This is a genomic window from Streptomyces sp. NPDC006235, assembly GCF_040613735.1.
Classification (GTDB): Bacteria; Actinomycetota; Actinomycetes; order Streptomycetales; family Streptomycetaceae; genus Streptomyces.
Genome location: NZ_JBEXSR010000013.1, coordinates 57,944 through 75,751 on the forward strand (window position 1 = coordinate 57,944; position 17,808 = coordinate 75,751).

The 17,808-nt window shown below is 72.5% G+C and carries 15 protein-coding genes; 9 read left to right on the forward strand and 6 right to left on the reverse strand.

Translation table 11 applies throughout. The features are described 5' to 3' along the window. The first annotated feature begins 26 nt into the window (after positions 1-26). Positions 27-683, forward strand: a complete 657-nt coding sequence (locus ABZ192_RS17695; RefSeq protein WP_010038789.1) for a phosphatidylserine decarboxylase — start codon at positions 27-29, stop codon at positions 681-683. Positions 684-741: 58 nt separating this feature from the next. Next, positions 742-1,524: a CDP-diacylglycerol--serine O-phosphatidyltransferase gene (pssA, locus tag ABZ192_RS17700; protein WP_356925499.1), complete on the forward strand. Its 783-nt coding sequence runs from the start codon at positions 742-744 to the stop codon at positions 1,522-1,524. Positions 1,525-1,601: 77 nt separating this feature from the next. Here pssA and ABZ192_RS17705 read toward each other — a convergent pair whose 3' ends face one another. Beyond that, entirely contained in the window at positions 1,602-2,720 is a 1,119-nt protein-coding gene (locus ABZ192_RS17705; RefSeq protein WP_356925500.1) for a glycerate kinase, read from the reverse strand. Between the two features lie 295 nt (positions 2,721-3,015). Here ABZ192_RS17705 and ABZ192_RS17710 point away from each other — a divergent pair, with 295 nt between their 5' ends. The 3 genes from ABZ192_RS17710 to ABZ192_RS17720 all read left to right on the forward strand — a co-directional run bounded on the left by ABZ192_RS17710 (position 3,016) and on the right by ABZ192_RS17720 (position 5,477). Next, positions 3,016-4,089: an ADP-ribosylglycohydrolase family protein gene (locus ABZ192_RS17710; RefSeq protein ID WP_356925392.1), complete on the forward strand. Its 1,074-nt coding sequence runs from the start codon at positions 3,016-3,018 to the stop codon at positions 4,087-4,089. A gap of 56 nt (positions 4,090-4,145) precedes the next feature. Further along, positions 4,146-4,640, forward strand: a complete 495-nt coding sequence (locus tag ABZ192_RS17715; protein ID WP_356925393.1) for an NUDIX hydrolase — start codon at positions 4,146-4,148, stop codon at positions 4,638-4,640. An 81-nt stretch (positions 4,641-4,721) separates the two neighbouring features. Next, the gene (locus ABZ192_RS17720; RefSeq protein WP_356925394.1) at positions 4,722-5,477 is read left to right on the forward strand and encodes a Sir2 family NAD-dependent protein deacetylase; all 756 of its coding nucleotides are present in this window, start codon (positions 4,722-4,724) and stop codon (positions 5,475-5,477) included. Here ABZ192_RS17720 and ABZ192_RS17725 read toward each other — a convergent pair. From ABZ192_RS17725 to ABZ192_RS17735, 3 genes are read right to left on the reverse strand one after another with little or no spacing between them, the layout of a single operon-like run. After that, positions 5,437-6,150, reverse strand: a complete 714-nt coding sequence (locus ABZ192_RS17725) for a VOC family protein (protein ID WP_356925395.1) — start codon at positions 6,148-6,150, stop codon at positions 5,437-5,439. The two genes, ABZ192_RS17720 and ABZ192_RS17725, sit on opposite strands and share 41 nt — an antisense overlap. Before the next feature lie 46 nt (positions 6,151-6,196). Beyond that, entirely contained in the window at positions 6,197-6,679 is a 483-nt protein-coding gene (locus tag ABZ192_RS17730) for a methylated-DNA--[protein]-cysteine S-methyltransferase (protein ID WP_356925396.1), read from the reverse strand. Positions 6,680-6,687: 8 nt separating this feature from the next. After that, a complete protein-coding gene (locus tag ABZ192_RS17735) occupies positions 6,688-8,157 on the reverse strand; it encodes a DNA-3-methyladenine glycosylase 2 family protein (RefSeq protein WP_356925501.1) in 1,470 nt (489 codons plus the stop codon). 155 nt (positions 8,158-8,312) lie between these two features. Between ABZ192_RS17735 and ABZ192_RS17740 the strand changes: the two genes are divergently transcribed. Beyond that, positions 8,313-8,675: a metalloregulator ArsR/SmtB family transcription factor gene (locus ABZ192_RS17740; RefSeq protein WP_086560112.1), complete on the forward strand. Its 363-nt coding sequence runs from the start codon at positions 8,313-8,315 to the stop codon at positions 8,673-8,675. 27 nt (positions 8,676-8,702) lie between these two features. Here ABZ192_RS17740 and ABZ192_RS17745 read toward each other — a convergent pair whose 3' ends face one another. Continuing rightward, complete coding sequence (locus ABZ192_RS17745; protein ID WP_356925397.1) at positions 8,703-12,593, reverse strand: glycoside hydrolase family 2 TIM barrel-domain containing protein; 3,891 nt, start codon at positions 12,591-12,593, stop codon at positions 8,703-8,705. 217 nt (positions 12,594-12,810) lie between these two features. Continuing rightward, a complete protein-coding gene (locus ABZ192_RS17750; protein WP_356925398.1) occupies positions 12,811-13,641 on the reverse strand; it encodes an alpha/beta hydrolase in 831 nt (276 codons plus the stop codon). A gap of 153 nt (positions 13,642-13,794) precedes the next feature. On the opposite strand from ABZ192_RS17750, the gene ABZ192_RS17755 reads away from it, so the two are divergent. The 3 genes from ABZ192_RS17755 to ABZ192_RS17765 all read left to right on the forward strand — a co-directional run bounded on the left by ABZ192_RS17755 (position 13,795) and on the right by ABZ192_RS17765 (position 17,733). After that, positions 13,795-15,840, forward strand: a complete 2,046-nt coding sequence (locus tag ABZ192_RS17755; protein ID WP_356925399.1) for a SpoIIE family protein phosphatase — start codon at positions 13,795-13,797, stop codon at positions 15,838-15,840. 235 nt (positions 15,841-16,075) lie between these two features. Continuing rightward, positions 16,076-16,936, forward strand: coding sequence for an ATP-binding cassette domain-containing protein (locus ABZ192_RS17760; RefSeq protein WP_356925400.1), 861 nt, complete (start codon positions 16,076-16,078; stop codon positions 16,934-16,936). A gap of 65 nt (positions 16,937-17,001) precedes the next feature. Next, entirely contained in the window at positions 17,002-17,733 is a 732-nt protein-coding gene (locus ABZ192_RS17765) for an ATP-binding cassette domain-containing protein (RefSeq protein ID WP_356925401.1), read from the forward strand. Positions 17,734-17,808 lie beyond the last annotated feature (75 nt).

Consider the following 17,808-nt stretch of genomic DNA (forward strand, 5'->3'; position numbering starts at 1 on the left):
GGCATCATCCGCTACGAAGGTCATCCATGCCCCACAGCCAAACCTCTGCACCTCGCGACAGCCGGGCCGGCGTACGCCTCGCGCGCGGAGCATCGCCGTGGCTCCTTCCGACCGTCGCCACCGCAGCCCTCAGCCTGGCCCGCGCCCGTCGTTCCGGCGCCGCCAAGGCCGTCGCCGTTCCCGCCACCGCGCTCGCGGCGGGGATGCTGTGGTTCTTCCGCGACCCCGAGCGCGAGATCACCCAGGGCCGGGTCATCTCGCCCGCCGACGGTGTGGTGCAGAGCATCATGCCGTGGAAGGACGGCCGCACTCGCGTCGCGATCTTCATGAGCCCGCTCAACGTCCACGTCAACCGCGCGCCGCTGGCCGGCACGGTGACGTCGGTCGAGCACGTGCCCGGTGGCTTCGTTCCCGCCTTCAACAAGGAGAGCGAGAACAACGAGCGTGTCGTCTGGCACTTCGACACCGAGCTCGGCGACATCGAGATGATCCAGATCGCCGGCGCGGTCGCCCGCCGCATCGTTCCCTACGTGCCCCAGGGCACCAAGGTCGAGCAGGGCGAGCGGATCGGCCTGATCCGCTTCGGCTCGCGGGTCGACCTCTACCTGCCCGAGGGTGTGGAGGTCGCGGTCGAGGTGGGGCAGAAGACCGTGGCTGGGGTGACTCGCATTGACCGTGATTGATCCCGACACCAAGGCCGGCTGGGTCCCGGAGGCCGACGAGGTCGACGAAGAAGAGGAGATGCCCCTCTCTCTTCGCCTGTCGATAGCGGACACCCTGACGCTCGGCAACGCCACGTGCGGCTTCATGGCGGTGTACTTCACCACCACCGGCATCCTGATCCCGGACCTCACCGGCAGCCAGGAGACCGGCATGGCGCGCAACAGCGCGGCCACGGCGGTCATCCTGATGCTGTGCGCGGCGGTCTTCGACCTGTTCGACGGCCTGGTGGCGCGCAAGCTGCGCTCCTCGCCCATGGGCGCCGAGCTGGACAACCTCTCCGACCTGATCAGCTTCGGTCTGGCGCCGGCGTACTTCGTCCTCGTGTACGGCATGGTGGCGGACGGCGCGTACCAGCGGGTGGCGGCGGTCGGGGCGATCGTCGTGCTCTTGGCGGTGGTGCTGCGGCTCGCGAGATTCTCGTGCGTCACGGTGAAGGACGGCACGTTCCAGGGCATGCCGTCACCGTTCGGCGCGCTGACGGTCGTGTCGATCGTGCTGCTGGAGCTGCCGTTCGTGGCGACGCTGCTGGCGATCCTGGGTACGGCGTGGCTCATGGTGAGCCGGGTCGAGTACCCGAAGCCGCGGGGGCGGCTCGCCGTGGCGATGCTGTCGTGGATCGTGGTGGGCATGGGCATGATGGCGGCCTGGGCCTTCGACGCGCCGAGCGGACAGCTGCTGCTGCAGACGGGATGCGCGCTGCAGCTGGTCATGGGGGCGGTGATCCCGCTGTTCGCGACGGCCCGACGGGTGAACAACTTCCGTGACAATCGCCGCGAGGCGCGGGCGGCGCAGCTTCCGTAGCGACCGTACGACGAAGAAGGCCCCGAGCTGAGAGCTCGGGGCCTTCTTCGTGCCTGCGGCGACGGGAGCCGTCCGGGTCAGGTCAGGAAGTCCCGCCCGATCCGCTCCGCGACCCGTTCCAGGATCGGGCCCGCCTCGGCGATGCACTTCGCCACGTCCGGTTCGGCGTCCGTCAGGGGGTAGACCCGGCGGAAACCGGCCCGGCCCAGGACCTCCGGGGGCAGGGCGAGGCGGCCGCAGACCGCGACGACCTCCTTGCCCGCCGCACGGGCCGCCGCGGCGACGCCCGCCGGGGCCTTGCCGTGGAGGGTCTGTTCGTCGAGGGAGCCCTCGCCGGTGATCACCAGACCGGCGCGGTCCAGGGCGGGGGCGAAGCCCAGGACGTCGAGCATGACCTCGATGCCGGGGCGGAAGCGGGCGCCGAGCAGCAGGGCGCCGTAGCCGATGCCGCCCGCCGCGCCCGCGCCCGGCGAGGCGGCGTACGCGGCGGCCTTCGGTCCGGCCGACTCCTCCAGCACCTTCGCGAAGTGCGCGAGGGCGGCGTCCAGGGCCGCCACGTCGTCCGGTGAGGCGCCCTTCTGCGGGCCGTAGACCGCGGGCGCGCCCTTCGGGCCCGTCAGCGGGTTGTCCACGTCGCTCGCGAGGACCAGTTCGATCTCGGTGAGGCGGGGGTCGAGGCCGGACAGGTCGGCGGTGGCCAGCTCGGCGAGGCCGCCGCCGCCCGGGGGTACCGGCTCGCCCTGCCCGTCCAGGAAGCGCGCGCCCAGCGCGGACAGCATCCCGGCGCCGCCGTCCGTGGTGGCGCTGCCGCCGACGCCGAAGACGATCGTGCGGGCGCCCGCGTCCAGCGCGGCCCGCAGCAGTTCGCCGGAGCCGTACGTGGAGGCCGTGAGCGGTGCGAAGACCCCGGCGGGCAGCCGCTGGAGTCCGCTCGCCTCGGCCATCTCCACGACCGCGGTGTGCTCGCGCAGCGCGAACGCCGCCGTCACCTCGTCGCCGAGCGGACCGGCGACCCGCACCTCCCGGCGCTCGAACCCGGCCGCGACCGCCGCGGCCACGGTTCCGTCGCCGCCGTCGGCCACGGGCAGCGCCTCGACCTCGACGTCCGGTACGGCCCGGCGCAGCCCGGCCGTCACCCGCTCGGCGACCTCCACGGCCGTCAGCGACCCCTTGAACTTGTCCGCGGCGACGAGCACCCGCCGCGCCTTCCGGGTATCGCTCACTGCAGCGTCCGCCACTTGCACTCCCTTGCTCTCCGGGCCCTCACGCACGTCAAGGCCAGTCGCGCCGCAGCGACCTTAACCGCAGGACGCCCCCGTCGTCAGCCTGTGCCCATCCCGTGGACCAAGAGGTGCCCTGCTCAGGGGCGCGGGGCTGTGCCATACATGCGGCTGCCGCCGCGCGGGCGCGAGCAGCCACAACGCACCGGCAGCCGCGAACACACCGCAGTCCCCCGCCCCTCGGCGCGCCGAAAACGGGTAGACCATAACCATGCCCTCAGCGCACCCCCGGACAGACCTGACCAACCGCATCCTCGGCGGCTGGCAGGGCCGCATCGCGGGCAACATGCTCGGCAAACCGGTCGAGCAGGGCGAGGTCTGGACCCGCGACCGCATCGACCGCTACCTGCGTCAGGCCGCCGCCCTGCCGCTGACCGACTACCTCCCCGAGCCGATCAGCGAACACGACGGCTTCGAGCTGCGCCCCGAATGGCGCCAGTGCGTGCGCGGCCGCATCCACGGCAGTTGCCGTGACGACGACGTCGACTACGCGATCCTCGGCCTGGACCTGCTGGAGACCCACGGCTTCGGCTTCAGCACCGAGCAGGTCGGCGACCTGTGGCTGCTGCGGCTGCCGTACCTCCAGACGTTCACCGCCGAGCGGGCCGCGTACCGCAACCTCGCCAACGGGCTGAAGCCGCCGCTGACGGCGACGTACGACAACCCGTACCAGGAGTGGATCGGGGCGCTGATCAGGGCCGACATCTACGGCTGGACCTGCCCGGGCCTGCCGCGCCGGGCCGCCTCGCTGGCCCGGCGGGACGCGGTGCTGTCGCACACCGGCAACGGGGTGTACGGGGCGATGTGGGCGGCGGCGCTGATCGCGGCGGCGTTCACGGCGCCCACCGTGCGGCACGCGATCGACGAGGCCCTGGCCCTGATCCCGGCGAGCAGCCGCCTGGCCCGCACGGTGCGCCGGGTGGTCTCCCTGCACGACACCCGGATGTCCTGGGAGGACACGCTCACCACGCTCACCGAGGAGACGGCCGGGATGGGCTGGATCCACACGGTCCCGAACGCCGCCGTGCTCACCGCGGGCCTGCTCTACGGCGACGGCGACTTCACCCGCACCATCGCCCTGACCGTCCGCGGCGGCCTGGACACCGACTCCAACGGGGCGACGGCGGGATCGGTGGCGGGTGTGTTCGGCGGGGCCGCGGCCATTCCGGAGCAGTGGACGGTCCCGCTGGAGGACACGGTCCGCAGCGCGGTGTTCGGCTTCGACGGGGTGCGGATCAGCGAGCTGGCGGAGCGGACGCTGCGGCTGGCGGTGCAACGGGCGTGACCGGGTCGGACCGGCCATCCGCGGCCGAGCCCTCATCGGATGGTTACCCTGCCCCAATGACCTCCTCTTCTGACTTCGCCGCCTATATCGCGTCCCTGCCCCGCGTCCTGGCCGGCGCCGCCGCGCTGTTCCGGGACGGGGAGGGCCGGGTGCTGCTCGTCGAGCCCAACTACCGGGAGGGCTGGACGCTGCCCGGCGGCACGATCGAGTCCGACGACGGCGAGACCCCGCGGCAGGGCGCGCGACGCGAGACGGCGGAGGAGATCGGGCTGGACCGTGAGCTCGGCCGGCTGCTGGCGGTGGACTGGGTGGACGGCACGGGGCGTCCACCCCTGGTGGCGTACCTGTACGACGGCGGGGTGCTCGGCGAGGACGAGTTCAAGGCGATCCGGCTCCAGGAGGAGGAACTGCTGTCCTGGCGGCTGGTCCCGCGCGAGGAGCTGCCCGAGTATCTGCCCGGCGCCCTCGGCCGCCGCGTCCTGGCCGCCCTGGACGTCCTGGCGGGCGGCTCGGGCACGGCGGAACTGGAGAACGGGCACCGGGTGTCCTGACCGGATCCGGCCGTTCACCCACCGGCGTCCTGTTCGATAACCGCTCGCCGCTGTCGTACGGCCCGGCCTACCCTCGGTGCCATGGCCAAGCCCCTCGTCGCGCTCCTCACCGGCGCCGGTATCAGCACGGACTCCGGGATCCCGGACTACCGCGGGCCGAACGGGCTCTGGCGGCGGGACCCGGAGGCCGAGAAGCTCGTCACGTACGAGTACTACATGGCCGACCCGGAGATCCGCCGCCGGTCCTGGCAGATGCGGCGTGAGAGCCGGGCCCTGCAGGCGGAGCCCAACGCGGCGCACCGGGCGGTGGCCGAACTGGAGCGGTCCGGGGTGCCCGTCCGGGTGATCACGCAGAACGTGGACGGGCTGCACCAGCGCGCCGGGATGCCCGACCGCAAGGTCCTCGAACTGCACGGCACGGCCCGGAGTGTCGTCTGCACCGGCTGCCACGCCCGCGGCTCGATGGAGGACGCGCTCGCACGGGTCGAGGCCGGTGAGGACGACCCGCCGTGCCTGGAGTGCGGCGGTGTCCTGAAGTCGGCGACGGTGATGTTCGGCGAGCGGCTCGACCCCGTCGTCCTCGGCGAGGCGGCCGCCATCAGCAAGGCCTGCCAGGTGTTCGTCGCCGTCGGTACGAGCCTCCAGGTCCAGCCCGCGGCCGGCCTCGCCGGTGTCGCCGCCGACCACGGCGCCCGCCTCGTCATCGTCAACGCCGAGCCGACGCCGTACGACTACCGCGCCGACGAGATCGTCCGCGAGCCCATCGGCACGGCGCTGCCCGAGCTGTTGCGCGGTCTCACGGCCGAGTCGCGGCCAGCAGGTCCTCCAGGCGCGTGAGCGTGTCGCCGGCCTGGTCGCGTTCGGCTTCGGTGAGGTCGAGCGCGGCGGCCCGGGCGAGGGCGGCCGCCGCCGTCTCCTCGTCGCCGAGCCGCCCCGCCGTGTCCGCGCGCAGGACGAGGAGCTGGAGCAGTTGTACGGGCGTCGGCGCCTCGTCCGGCAGACGCAGGACCCGGTCGACGACCTTGGCGGCGCCCGCCGCGTCCCCCTTGGAGTCCGCCAGGAGGGACGCGTGGTGCAGGGCCCGCGCGAAGGTCTCCTCGGGGGCCGGCCCGTGGTGCCGCTCCCCGCCCGTGCGCTGCCCGACCCGGATGCAGTTGCCGCCCGGGTCGGTCATGAGGAACTGCCGCACGCCGTACGACATGTCCTTGAGCGGTCCGACCCGCGGCAGGCCCCGGGTGGGAATCCTGCCGTACGCCGCCTTGAGCCCGGCCCGGAACGCCTGGTACAGGCCGTCGACGTCGTCGGTCAGGACGTAGCAGGTGCTGATCGAGCCGGTCGGCTCGTAGTGCTTCATCGCGAAGAACTGCAGCTCGATGCCGCCGTGTTCGACGACCGCGTACGGGTTGGGGCTGCGCTGCTGGTACGTCACCTCGAAGCCGAGGGCGGTGTAGAAGTCGAGGAGGGGCGGGAGGGTCTGGCACGGCAGGATCGGGATCGTCTTCTCCGGCATGAACCCACTCTAGTCAAATTTGACCAACTGGGCGCCTGGGTGATGCCTAAAAGAGCGCGGCACCCCTTTCGAAGTCCAGCAGGCGCTGCTTGCGTTCCAGCCCGCCCCCGTATCCCGTGAGGCCGCCGTTCGCGCCGATCACGCGGTGACAGGGGACGATGATGCCGATGGGGTTGCGGCCGTTGGCGAGGCCGACCGCGCGGGAGGCCGTGGGGGTGCCGAGGGCGTCGGCGAGTTGGCCGTAGGTACGGGTCTCGCCATAGGGGATGCGGCGCAGCTGCTCCCAGACGCGGCACTGGAACGGGGTGCCGGTCAGGCGGAGTTCGACCGTGAACTCCTTGAGTTCGCCCGCGAAGTAGGCCTTCAGTTGTTCCTCCGTCTCGGCGAAGAGGGTGTCGTCGCGCGGGCCGAAGGTCTCCTCCGGGGGGCGGTGGCGCTGGTCGGTCATGTAGAGGCCGCACAGGACGCCGTCGTCGGCGACGAGGGTGAGGGGGCCGTAGGGGCTGTCGGTCACGGTGTGGTGCTTCATGAACGTCCTTATACCGGTAGGAAGTTGATGGGGTGACTGTCGGTCGCCCAGAGGTACTGGACGGCGTAGGCCCGCCAGGGGCGCCAGGCCGCCGCGCGGGCGGTGAGCGCGGCGGGCGTGGAGGGCAGGCCGAGTTCCTCGGCGGCACGGCGGATGCCGAGGTCGGTGGGGAGGAAGGCGTCGGGGTCGCCGAGGGCGCGCATGGCGATGACGTCGGCCGTCCAGGGGCCGAACCCGGGCAGGGCCAGGAGCTGGGCACGGGCCTGCGGCCAGTCGCTCTCCACGCCCAGGTGGAGGTCGCCGTCGGCGAGGCGGCGGACGAGGTCGGTGAAGGTCGTGCGGCGGGTGCGGGGCATCGCCAGGGTCTGCGGGTCGAGCGCCGCGAGGGCCTCGGGGGCCGGGAAGAGGTGGGTGAGGCCGCCCTCGGGGTCGTCGACCGGTTCGCCGTGCGCGGTGACCAGGCGGCCCGCGTGGGTGCGGGCGGCGGCGGTGGAGACCTGCTGGCCGAGCACGGCCCGGACCGCGAACTCCGCCTCGTCCACCGTGCGCGGGACGCGCCGGCCGGGCGCCTTGTCGACCAGCGGCGCCAGGACCGGGTCCGTGCGCAGCTGGTCGTCGATCGCGACCGGGTCGGCGTCCAGGTCGAGCAGGCGGCGGCAGCGGCTGATCGCGACGGTCAGATCGCGCAGGTCGCTGAGGGTGAGGCGGCAGGCGATGTGGTCGGGTGTGGGGGTCAACGACACGATGCCGTGGCCGAAGGGCAGGCGGAGCGTGCGCCGGTAGGAGCCGTCGCGCCACTCCTCCACCCCGGGTACGGCCGTGGCGGCGAGGTGGCCGAAGAGGTTGTCGGGGTTGAGCGGGGTACGGAACGGCAGTCGCAGGGACAGCGCGCCGGGAGTGCTCGCGCCCTGCCGCTTCGGGGCGTGGGCGCGCAGCTCGCTCGGGGAGAGGGCGAAGACCTCACGGACGGTGTCGTTGAAGGTGCGGATCGAGGCGAAGCCGGCGGCGAAGGCGATCTGCGCCATCGGCAGGGCCGTCGTCTCGATGAGCAGCCGGGCCGTCTGGGCGCGCTGGGCGCGGGCGAGCGCGAGCGGGCCCGCGCCCAGTTCGGCGAGCAGCTGGCGCTCGACCTGCCGGGTGCTGTAGCCGAGCCGGGCGGCCAGGCCGGGCACGCCCTCGCGGTCCACGACACCGTCGGCGATCAGCCGCATGGCGCGGGCCACGAGGTCGGCGCGCTGGTTCCACTCCGGGGAGCCGGGGCTGGTGTCGGGCCGGCAGCGCTTGCAGGCCCGGAACCCGGCCTGCTGGCAGGCCGCCGCGCTCGGGTGGAAGACCATGTTCTGCGGCTTGGGCGGCACGACCGGGCAACTGGGACGGCAGTAGATGCCGGTCGTCAGGACGGCCGTGAAGAACCATCCGTCGAACCGGGCGTCCTTGGACTGGACGGCGCGCACGCAGCGCTCGGTGTCGGTGTGCATCCCCATCTGCATGCGTCCAGCATCCGGCACCGGACGGGACCAGGCTGGCGAGAATCCGACATCGACGTGCCCGGACGGCGCCCTGCCCGGACCACCGGAGCCAGTAGGGATGAATATCCATTCATGTGTTCGTGGACGACCGGTACGATGACGTCATGGGTCATGGAGCCGTCATCCCCGCGCAGGACGCCGCCGAGCGCGTACGCCTGGACGCGGACAACGTCGCGAAGGTCGCCACCACGCTCCAGGCCCTGTCCACACCCTCCCGGCTGCTGATCCTCGCGCGCCTGCGGGAAGGCCCGCTGCCGGCCACCGAGTTGGCCGCCGAGGTGGGCATGGAGCAGTCGGCCTGCTCGCACCAGCTGCGGCTGCTGCGCAATCTGGGCCTGGTCGTCGGTGAGCGGCAGGGCCGTTCCGTCGTCTACGCGCTGCACGACCACCATGTCGCCGAGCTGCTCGACCAGGCCGTCTACCACGTGGAGCATCTGCGCCTGGGCCTCAGCGACGCCGCCGACTGAGGCGGCGCCGCTGTCGCACCATTCCGGCTATTCGGTGGCCGTCGGCCTCCTCGACACCGCCATCGCCTCGCTCACGCGCGTCAGGGGACGCAGCCGGTAGGTGTAGGCGTAGTCGCGGTTGGCGAGGAGCTTGAACTCGTCGTGGGTGTGGGCGCCCCAGCTGTTGTCGCCGCCCACGCCCATCTGACGGTGGTTGACCCGGAGGACCACCGCGTCCCTGGGGTCGAGCTGGTAGTCGTGGCGGGCGCCGACCGACAGGTCCTCAGGGGTGACGTGCGAGGCGTTGACCTCCACCAGCGGCTCACCGCAGACGAGCAGTCCGCGTCCGCTGCCGTCGGTCAGCGCGGCCCAGCGGACGTCGGTCTTGTTGCCGTTCTCCTGGGGGCGCAGGTAAGAGGTCCACTGGCCGGAGACGGTGCCGGAGTACAGGCCCACGTCGGTGGCGTTGTTGCGGTCCCACATGTTCTCCTCCGGGCCCCGGCCGTAGTAGTGCAGCCGGTCCAGGCGGCGGGGCAGGAACAGCAGGGTGCCGACCTCGGGGATGTACGGCAGGTTCGACGCCCCCGGGTGCAGGGTGTTGTCGACCTTGATCTCGCCGTTGCCGAAGACCGTGTACGTGGTGCTGTACGTGGACTCCGTGCCGGTGGGCAGCGTGCCGGTGAACGTGACCTCGACGGCCCGGTCGTCCAGGGGCCGGACCCGTACGTCCGCCACCTTCCGCCTGGCTCCCGCGTCGCGCCACGTCTGGTTGCGGGTGTGGTGGCCGTTGCCCCGGTCGTTGTCGGTGGGCGCCCGCCAGAAGTTCGGGACGGGGCCGGAGGTGATGAGCCGGGTGCCGCCCGCCTCGTACGAGGTGATGGTGCCGGTGCTCTTGTCGACGGTGACCGAGAAGCCCTTGCCCTTGACGGTGACGGTCTCGTCCCGGTCGGTGTACCGCAGGGCGGGGACGCTGCGCAGCGGCAGGGGCGTCACGGCCGGGCTGTCCGTGTCGAGGGCGAGCTGCTGCTTGGCCACCTCGAAGCCGGACTTCGCCCACTTGGTGGGCTCCTTGGTGGTGAAGGAGAGCTGGAGGAAGTACTCCGTGCCCGGTTCGGGCTTGGCCGGCAGCCGCACCGGCACCTTGATGTCCTTGCTCGTCAGCGGCGCGATGTTCAGCTGGTCGCGGGTCAGCCGGCCGCGCTGGACGACCTTGCCGTCGGCGATGAGGGACCAACGGCCGTCGAACTCACGGACGTTGGTGAAGAGGTACTCGTTGGTGAGGGTGACGGCGCCGGGGCCGCCGGAGGCCGGGGCGGCGTTGATCGCCTGGTAGATCTGCTTGACCTCGGCGGACTTGCCGGTGAGGCCGCGGTCGGCGGTGATGATGCCGTCACCGGCGAAGGCGCCGTCGTTGGGGTTGTCGCCCCAGTCGCCGCCGTAGGCGTAGAAGGTCTTGTCACGCGGGCGCTTCTCGCTGAAGCCGACGGTGGCGGCGTCGAACCAGAAGCGCACGCCCTCGTCGTCCGGGCCGCGGCTGTCCGAGGCCAGCTCGGCGGCGCTCAGCGCGCGGGCGTACACACGGGCCCGCCGGATGGTGCCGCTGAACTCCCGGGTCGGGTTGTCGATGTCGGTGGCGAGGGACAGGGACGCGGTGTTGTCGGAGGGGCGCCGGGTGGTGGTCCGGGTGCCGCGCACCTGGCCGTCGACGTACAGGGTGAGCGTCCCCGCGTCGGCGTCGAAGACACCGGCGACGTGATGCTCCTTGCCCGTCCAGCCGTCGGGCAGCGCCCAGCTCGCGGTGACCCACTGACCGCCGCCGTGGATGAAGAACTCCAGGTTCTTGTCGGTCTGCTTGAGGGCGTACTGGGTGTCGCCCTTGGCGAGGAGGGGCTGGTGCCCGCCGGTCACGTGCGGGGTGACCCAGGCCTCCAGCGTGAGGGAGCCGGTGAGGTCCAGACCGGGGTCGCGGGGGAAGACCGTGCCGCCGGAGACGCCCTTGGCGCGGTCGAAGGTGCCGGCGGGCGCCATGATCTCGCCGCGCAGCGCGCCCGGGCCGGACTCGGTCAGCAGCTTGCGGGTGGGGGTGGGCCAGCTCAGGGCCTGGTCGACGAAGTCCCAGATCCAGCCACCCTGGAGGACGTCGTAGCGGCGGACGATGTCCCAGTACTTCTTGAAGTTGCCGTTGGAGTTCCCCATCCCGTGCGAGTACTCGATCATCACGTACGGGCGGGTGTCGTTCGTGTCCTTGGCGCGCTGTTCGACCCGCTGCGGGCTGTCGTACATCTCGGAGCGGATGTCGCTGATGCCCGGGCGGTCGTCGCCCTCGTACTGGATGACGCGGGTGGGGTCGTAGGAGCGGATCCAGTCGTACATGGCGTTGAACGTCGTGCCGCCGCCCGCCTCGTTGCCGAGGGACCAGATGACCACCGAGGCGTGGTTCTTGTCGCGGTGGACCATGTTCTGGGCGCGGACCACGCACGCCTCGGTCCACTCGGGGTGGCCGCTGCCGGGGAACCTGTCGCGGATGCCGTGGGTTTCGAGGTTGGTCTCGCCCACGAGGTACAGGCCGTACTCGTCGGCGAGTTCCAGCCACAGCGGGTTGTTGGGGTAGTGCGAGGTGCGGACGCTGTTGATGTTGAGCCGCTTGATGATCTCGATGTCCTCGATCATCTGCGCCCGGGTGAGCGCCGAGCCGGTTTCCGGGTGCATCTCGTGCCGGTTGGTGCCGCGGAAGGAGACCGGCTTGCCGTTGATGCGCATCAGACCGTCCTTGAGCGCGAACTCGCGGAAGCCGACCCGGTGCGAGAGGGTCTCGACGACCTTGCCGGACGGGTCGCGCAGTCGCAGCACGGCGGTGTAGAGGTTCGGGTGCTCGGCCGACCAGAGCTTCGGCGAGGGGACGGCTCTCGACGCCTCGGCGGTGGCCTCGTCGCCGTCCGGGACGTCGACGGGCTGGTTCAGGGGCCGCGACCAGACCGCGTGGCCGCGCGCGTCGTACAGCTGCGTCTCGACCGTGTAGCGGCCCGCGCCCTTGCCGCCGTAGTCGCGGACGTGCGCGGTGACCTTGAGTTCGGCGGAGGTGTAGTCGTCGCCGAGCGGGGTGTCCAGTTTGAAGTCGCGCAGGTGGACGTTCGGGGTGGAGTACAGGTGGACCGAGCGGAAGATGCCGCTCAGCCGGATCATGTCCTGGTCCTCCAGCCACTCCGCGTCCGAGTAGCGGTACACCTCGACGGCGATCTGGTTGGTGCCCGGCTTGAGGTGGCGGGTGATGTCGTACTCGGCGGAGGTGTAGGAGTCCTCGTGGTAGCCCACCAGTTCGCCGTTGATCCACACGTAGTGGGCGGACTTGACACCCTCGAAGTGCAGGAAGGTGCGGCGGCCCGACCAGTTCCGGGGGACGGTGAACGTACGGCGGTACTGGCCGACGGGGTTGTAGCGGGTGGGGGCGGCCGGCGGCTGGGCGTCCTCGCCGCCGCCGTTGGGTCCCCACCAGGGGTAGGTGATGTTGACGTAGATGGGGAAGTCGTAACCGTGCAGCTGCCAGGCGGACGGCACGGGGATGGTGTCCCAGCCGGAGTCGTCGACGTCGGTGCGGTAGAAGTCGGTGTCCCGGTCGTCGGGGCGGTCGGTGTAGGCGAACTTCCACTTGCCGTCGAGGCTCAGCCGGTACGGCGAGCGGGTGCGGTCGCCGTCCAGCGCCTGCTCGACGTCCGCGTACGGCATGAGCGTGGTGTGCGGCGGCTCGGTGCCCACGCGGTACACGGCCAGGCCGTCGTTCCACTCCGGCGGGCCGTCCGCCGCCGGGCGCCGGCCGGCCGCGTGCGCGACGGCGGGCGACGCGGACAGGGCGAGCGCGCCGAGCACGGCGGCGCTCCCTTCGAGCAGGCGGCGACGGCTGACGACGGGCCGGTCGGCGGGGGACGGAAGCGGGTGCGGCATGACCGTGGCCTTCCTCGGTTCGACAGGGTGCTGCACGGACTGAGGGCACGTCCGTTGCGGTCCCCAACTCCCTTGCTGGGTGTTTCTGTTGGGACTCGTGCAACTGACGGTGACGGAGCAACTGCTGAGCAGGCACACCCTAGGACTCGAACACAACCGAAGCAATGACCCCGTCGGACTTTGTGCGGTCCTGATGGTTCTCTCTCGTCAGGTGCCCTCAGCCTCCGAGGAAGGTGAGCACTTCGCTCGTCAGCCGGGCGGGGGCGTCCAGCGGGACGAGGTGGCCGGACTCCGGGACGGGCACCAGCCGCGCGCCCGGAATGAGGGCGGCCAGCTCCTGGCCCTTGGCGAAGGGGATCCAGGTGTCCTCGGTCCCCCAGCAGACCGTCACCGGCAGGTCGAGCGTGGGATACAGCGGCTGGATGTCGTCGGTGTAGCGCTGGTCGGCCTGCGCGATCTGGCGGTAGAAGGCGGCCTGGCCCCGCTCCCCCGTCCAGGGCCGCACGAGCGCGTCCAGCGCGGCGGGCCGCAGGCCGAGGTGGCTCGCGGACGTGACGTACTCGCGCACCAGCGCCTCGTGCAGCGCCGGCGGCAAGAGCGTGAAGACGTGGCTGTGCTCCCCGACCAACCGGAAGAAGGGAGAACCCCAGGGTTCCAGGGCCACCGGGTCGACCAGCGCGAGCCGCCGGTAGCGGGCCCCGTGCAGCAGATGGGCGCGCAGGGCCACGCATCCGCCGAAGTCGTGTGCGACGACGGACGGCTCCTGAAGCCCCCAGTGCGCGAGCAGCTCGGTGAAGATCCGGCCCTGGGCCCCCAGGGAGACGACCTGGTCCGGGTGCATGTCGGACGTGCCGTAGCCCGCCATGTCCCACACGTGCACGAGGTGTCCGCCGGCGGCGAGCGCCGGAGCGATCTCGTGCCACACGTAGGAGGAGAAGGGCGTCCCGTGCAGCAGCACGACCGGCTCGCCGCCGGGCTCTCCGAACCGGTCCCAGCGCACGGTCCCCGACGTGGTGGCCAGGCTCTCCCGCAACGTCCAGTCAGCCAAGATCCCGCTCCCTCTTCCTGTGTGCATCGACCGGCGGTTATTTGTCATTTCGGCGCGACAGTGCCGCTCCTGCGACCGTAATGTGACCTCATCGGACAGCCTGCGCAACGGATCTTGGCCGGACCTTTTGCCGCGCCGGAAGGAGCGGCTCGCATGAACGGGTATGCGCCCTCGGACCGGGACGCCGTCACGGCCGCGCCCGGTGGGCTGCTGGACCTGCTGAAGGTCGCGGCCGTGGTCCTGGACGACGGCGGGCACATCGCCCTGTGGAGCCCCGAGATCGAGCAGTTGCTCGGCTACACCGCCGACGAGGCCCTGCGGCAGCGCGCCGACACACTCCTCGTCGCGCCCGAGGACCGCACCCGGGGCAGGGAGCTGTTCGCCCAGGTCAGAGCGGGGGACCGCTGGGCCGGTGTCTTCCCGCTGCGGCACCGCGACGGCACGGAACGCGCCGTGGAGTTCCGCACGATGCGGCTCCTCGACAGCGAGGGCAGGCCCCACCTGCTGGGACTCGCCACGGACGCGACGACCGTACGGAAGGTGGAGCGGGACCTCGCCCTCTCGCACAGCCTGGTCAACCAGACCCCGCTCGGCATCGCCGTCTTCGACAACGACCTGCGCTGGGTCGGGGTCAACCCCGCGCTGGAGCGGATCAACGGGGTGCCCGAGGAGGCCTTGCTGGGCCGGCGGCTCGGCGAGGTGCTGCCGGGCCTGGACGTCGAGGCGATCGAGGGCCGGATGCGGCACGTCCTCAAGACCGGCAGGCCGCTGCTCGACCAGCAGACCATCGGCCGTACGGCGGCGGACGAACACGACCGTGCCTACTCGGAGTCGTACCACCGTATCGAGGACACCCACGGCCGGGTCCTCGGGCTCGCGATGGCCGTGCTGGACGTGACCGAACGGCAGCAGGCCGCGGCCGAGGTCGCGCAGGCACGCCAGCACCTGTCGGTGATCGCCGAGGCCGGGGTGCGGATCGGCACCACGCTCGACCTTCAGCAGACCGCCCGGGAGCTGGCCGACGTGGTGGTGTCGCACCTCGCGGACCTGGCCGCCGTGGACGTCCTGGAGTCCGTCGTGGCCCGCGGCACCATCGTGCCGGTGACGGGCGGCGCGCCCGCGGAGTTCCGGGCGCTGGCCGTCGCGGCGGGCTACCCGACCGACGCCATCCACGCCGCCGACCCGGTCGGCGAGCTGGCGACCTACGCCTCGTCACGGATCATCACGCAGTGCGTCCGCAGGGCCCGCCCGGTCCTGGTCGAGCGCGTGGATCCGAAGATGATGCGGCGCATCGCCCGGGACGCGCGGGCCGCCCGGACGCTGCACGAGGCCGGCGCGCACTCCTACCTGGCGGTGCCGCTGGTGGCCCGGGGCAAGGTGCTCGGCACCCTCACCCTCTACCGCACGATCGACGAACGCCCGTTCGACGACCGGGACCAGGCGCTGGCCTCGGAACTCGCCGCGCGCGCCGCGATCTGCATCGACAACGCCCGCCTCTACGGCCGGGAACGCGGCACGGCCCTGACGCTCCAGCGCAGTCTGCTCCCGGCCACTCCCGCCGAGCAGGAGGGGCTCGACATCGCCGCCCGCTACCGCCCGGCGCTCAGCGAGGTCGGCGGCGACTGGTACGACGTGCTGCCGCTGGGCCCGGGACGCACCGGGCTCGTGGTGGGCGACGTCATGGGCAAGGGCGTCCAGGCCGCGGCGATCATGGGGCAGCTGAGCACGGCGACGCGGGCCCTGGCCCGGCTGGACCTGCCCCCCGCCGAATTGCTGCGGCACCTCGACGACATCGCCGGCTCGCTCGGCGACGCGATCGCCACGTGCGTGTACGCGGTGTGCGACCTGCGGGCGGGCGTCTGCTCGCTGTCCAGCGCCGGTCATCTGCCGCCGGTACTCGCCGGGGCGGACGGCGGCGCGAAGCTCGTCGACGTGCCCGGCGGGGTGCCGCTGGGGGTGGGCGGCGTGGAGTTCGGCACCGTGGAGCTGGAGTTCGCGCCGGGCTCCCTGCTCGCCCTGTACACCGACGGGCTGGTCGAGAACCGCGGGGAGCCGATCGACACCGGCCTCACCCTGCTGACCCGCCTCCTGGAGAACGCGGGGCCCAGCCTCCAACGGGCCAGCGACGGCCTCCTGGGCGCGTTGAGCCCGGAGCCCGACGACGACGTCGCGCTGCTGCTGGTCCGCGCCCGTTCCTGAGCGCGCTCGGCGGCAACTGTTAGCATGTGTGCGGGAGTTACGTTCTCTACCTGTGATCCGGGCCATCGGCTCCGCCCCTCGCATGCCCTGACGACCACGGGCCGAGGCGCCGGGAGCCACGACGTCGCCCACGGCCCGCCCTGTCCCGGGCCGGCCGTCCGTCGGATCCGAAGGCCCGCTCGCATCCCCGCCCCGACCCGGGGGTGAAGTGTGCCTCCTTTACGAGGAAGAGAACGTGACCACCCTTGTTCTGCCTGCCCGCGACCGGGCCCAGCTGACCTGTACCGGCCTCCGTGTCGCCCGCGGTGGCCGCACCGTGCTGCACGACGTCGAGATGAAGGTGTCCCCCGGTGCGCGCTGGGGCGTCGTCGGCGAGAACGGACGCGGCAAGTCGACCCTGTTGCACGTCCTGGCCGGCCTGCTGACCCCGGACGAGGGGACCGTGCACCGCGTGGGCACCCGCGCCCTGGCCGAGCAGGAGAGGCCGGTCCGAGGACGAACGCACGGTCGGCGACTTCATCGACGAGTACCTGGCCGACGCCCGGGCCGCCCTGCGGGATCTGGACGCCGCCGCTCAAGCCCTCGCGGCGGAACGGCCCGGTGCCGAACAGGCCCATGCCGACGCCCTGGAGGCGGCGCGGACGCTGGACGCCTGGGACGCCGACCGCCGGGTGGACGTGGCCCTGGACGGGCTGGGCGCGGTGCGCGACCGTGCCCGTCCCCTGGCCGCGCTGTCGGCCAGCGCTACCGGATCCGGCTGGCCTGCCTGCTGGGCGCCGAGCACGACTTCCTGCTCCTGGACGAACCCACCAACCACCTGGACCTGGACGGGCTGGAGTACCTCACCGCCAGGCTGCGCGCACACGCCGGCGCTGTCGTGGTGGTCAGCCACGACCGGGCGCTGCTCGCGGACGTGGCCACCACGATCCTCGACCTCGACCCGACCCGCGACGGCCGGCCCGGCGTGTACGGCGGCGGATACGCCGGGTACCGGGAGGGCCGCGAGGCCGAACTGGTGCGCTGGGAGGAGGAGTACGAGCAGCAGCGGACCGAGCACGTCTCCAGCAGGCCCTGTCGGAGGCGCAGAACCGGCTGAGCACCGGCTGGCGACCGCCCAAGGGCACCGGCAAGCACCAGCGCGCCACCCGCGCCGGTGCCCTGGTGCGCTCCGTCCACCGGCGCCAGGACGACCTGGACCGGCACCAGGTGACCGCGCCCGTGCCGCCGCAGCGGTTCTCGATGCCTGGCCTGCCCGCCCGGCCGGGCGTCGTCCTGCTGCGTACGGAGGAGGTGACGGTCGACGGGCGGCTGCACCAGGCGACGAGCCTGTCGGTGACGTCCGGCGGCAGGCTGGCCGTCACCGGCCCGAACGGCGCGGGCAAGTCCACGCTCCTGTCCGTCCTGGCCGGCCGGCTCGACCCGGACACTGGCCGGGTGCACCGGGCCCGCGAGGTGCGGCTGCGTCTGCTCGGGCAGGAGTCGCCGCGTGCCACGCACCGGCGGGCGCATGACGTCTACGAGGCGCACACCGCGCGCCTGGTCACGGCCGGCGTCCTGAAGGAAGGCGAGGTCGTGGGGCTCGGCTCGCCGGGTCTGCTCACCGCGCGCGACGCCGGCAAGCCGGTGGCCGAGCTGTCGACGGGACAGCAGCGGCGCCTCGACCTGGCCCTGGCGCTGGCCGCCCGCCCGCACGTCCTGCTGCTGGACGGGCCCACCAACCACCTGTCCATCGCCCTGGTCGACGAGCTCACCGAAGCGCTGCGCGGCACGGAGGCGGCCGTCGTCCTGGCGACGCACGACCGCCGGATGCGGCGCGACACCGCCGACTGGCCGCACCTCGCGCTGGCGCTGCGCCGCCCGGCGGGCCAGGGGGCGGGTGCGACAGCACTCTGACGGGGCGCCGCGCACGACGCGTCCGACCGGTGCGTCCGGGCAGGCTCAGCCGCCCGCTCGGACGCACCGGGCCGC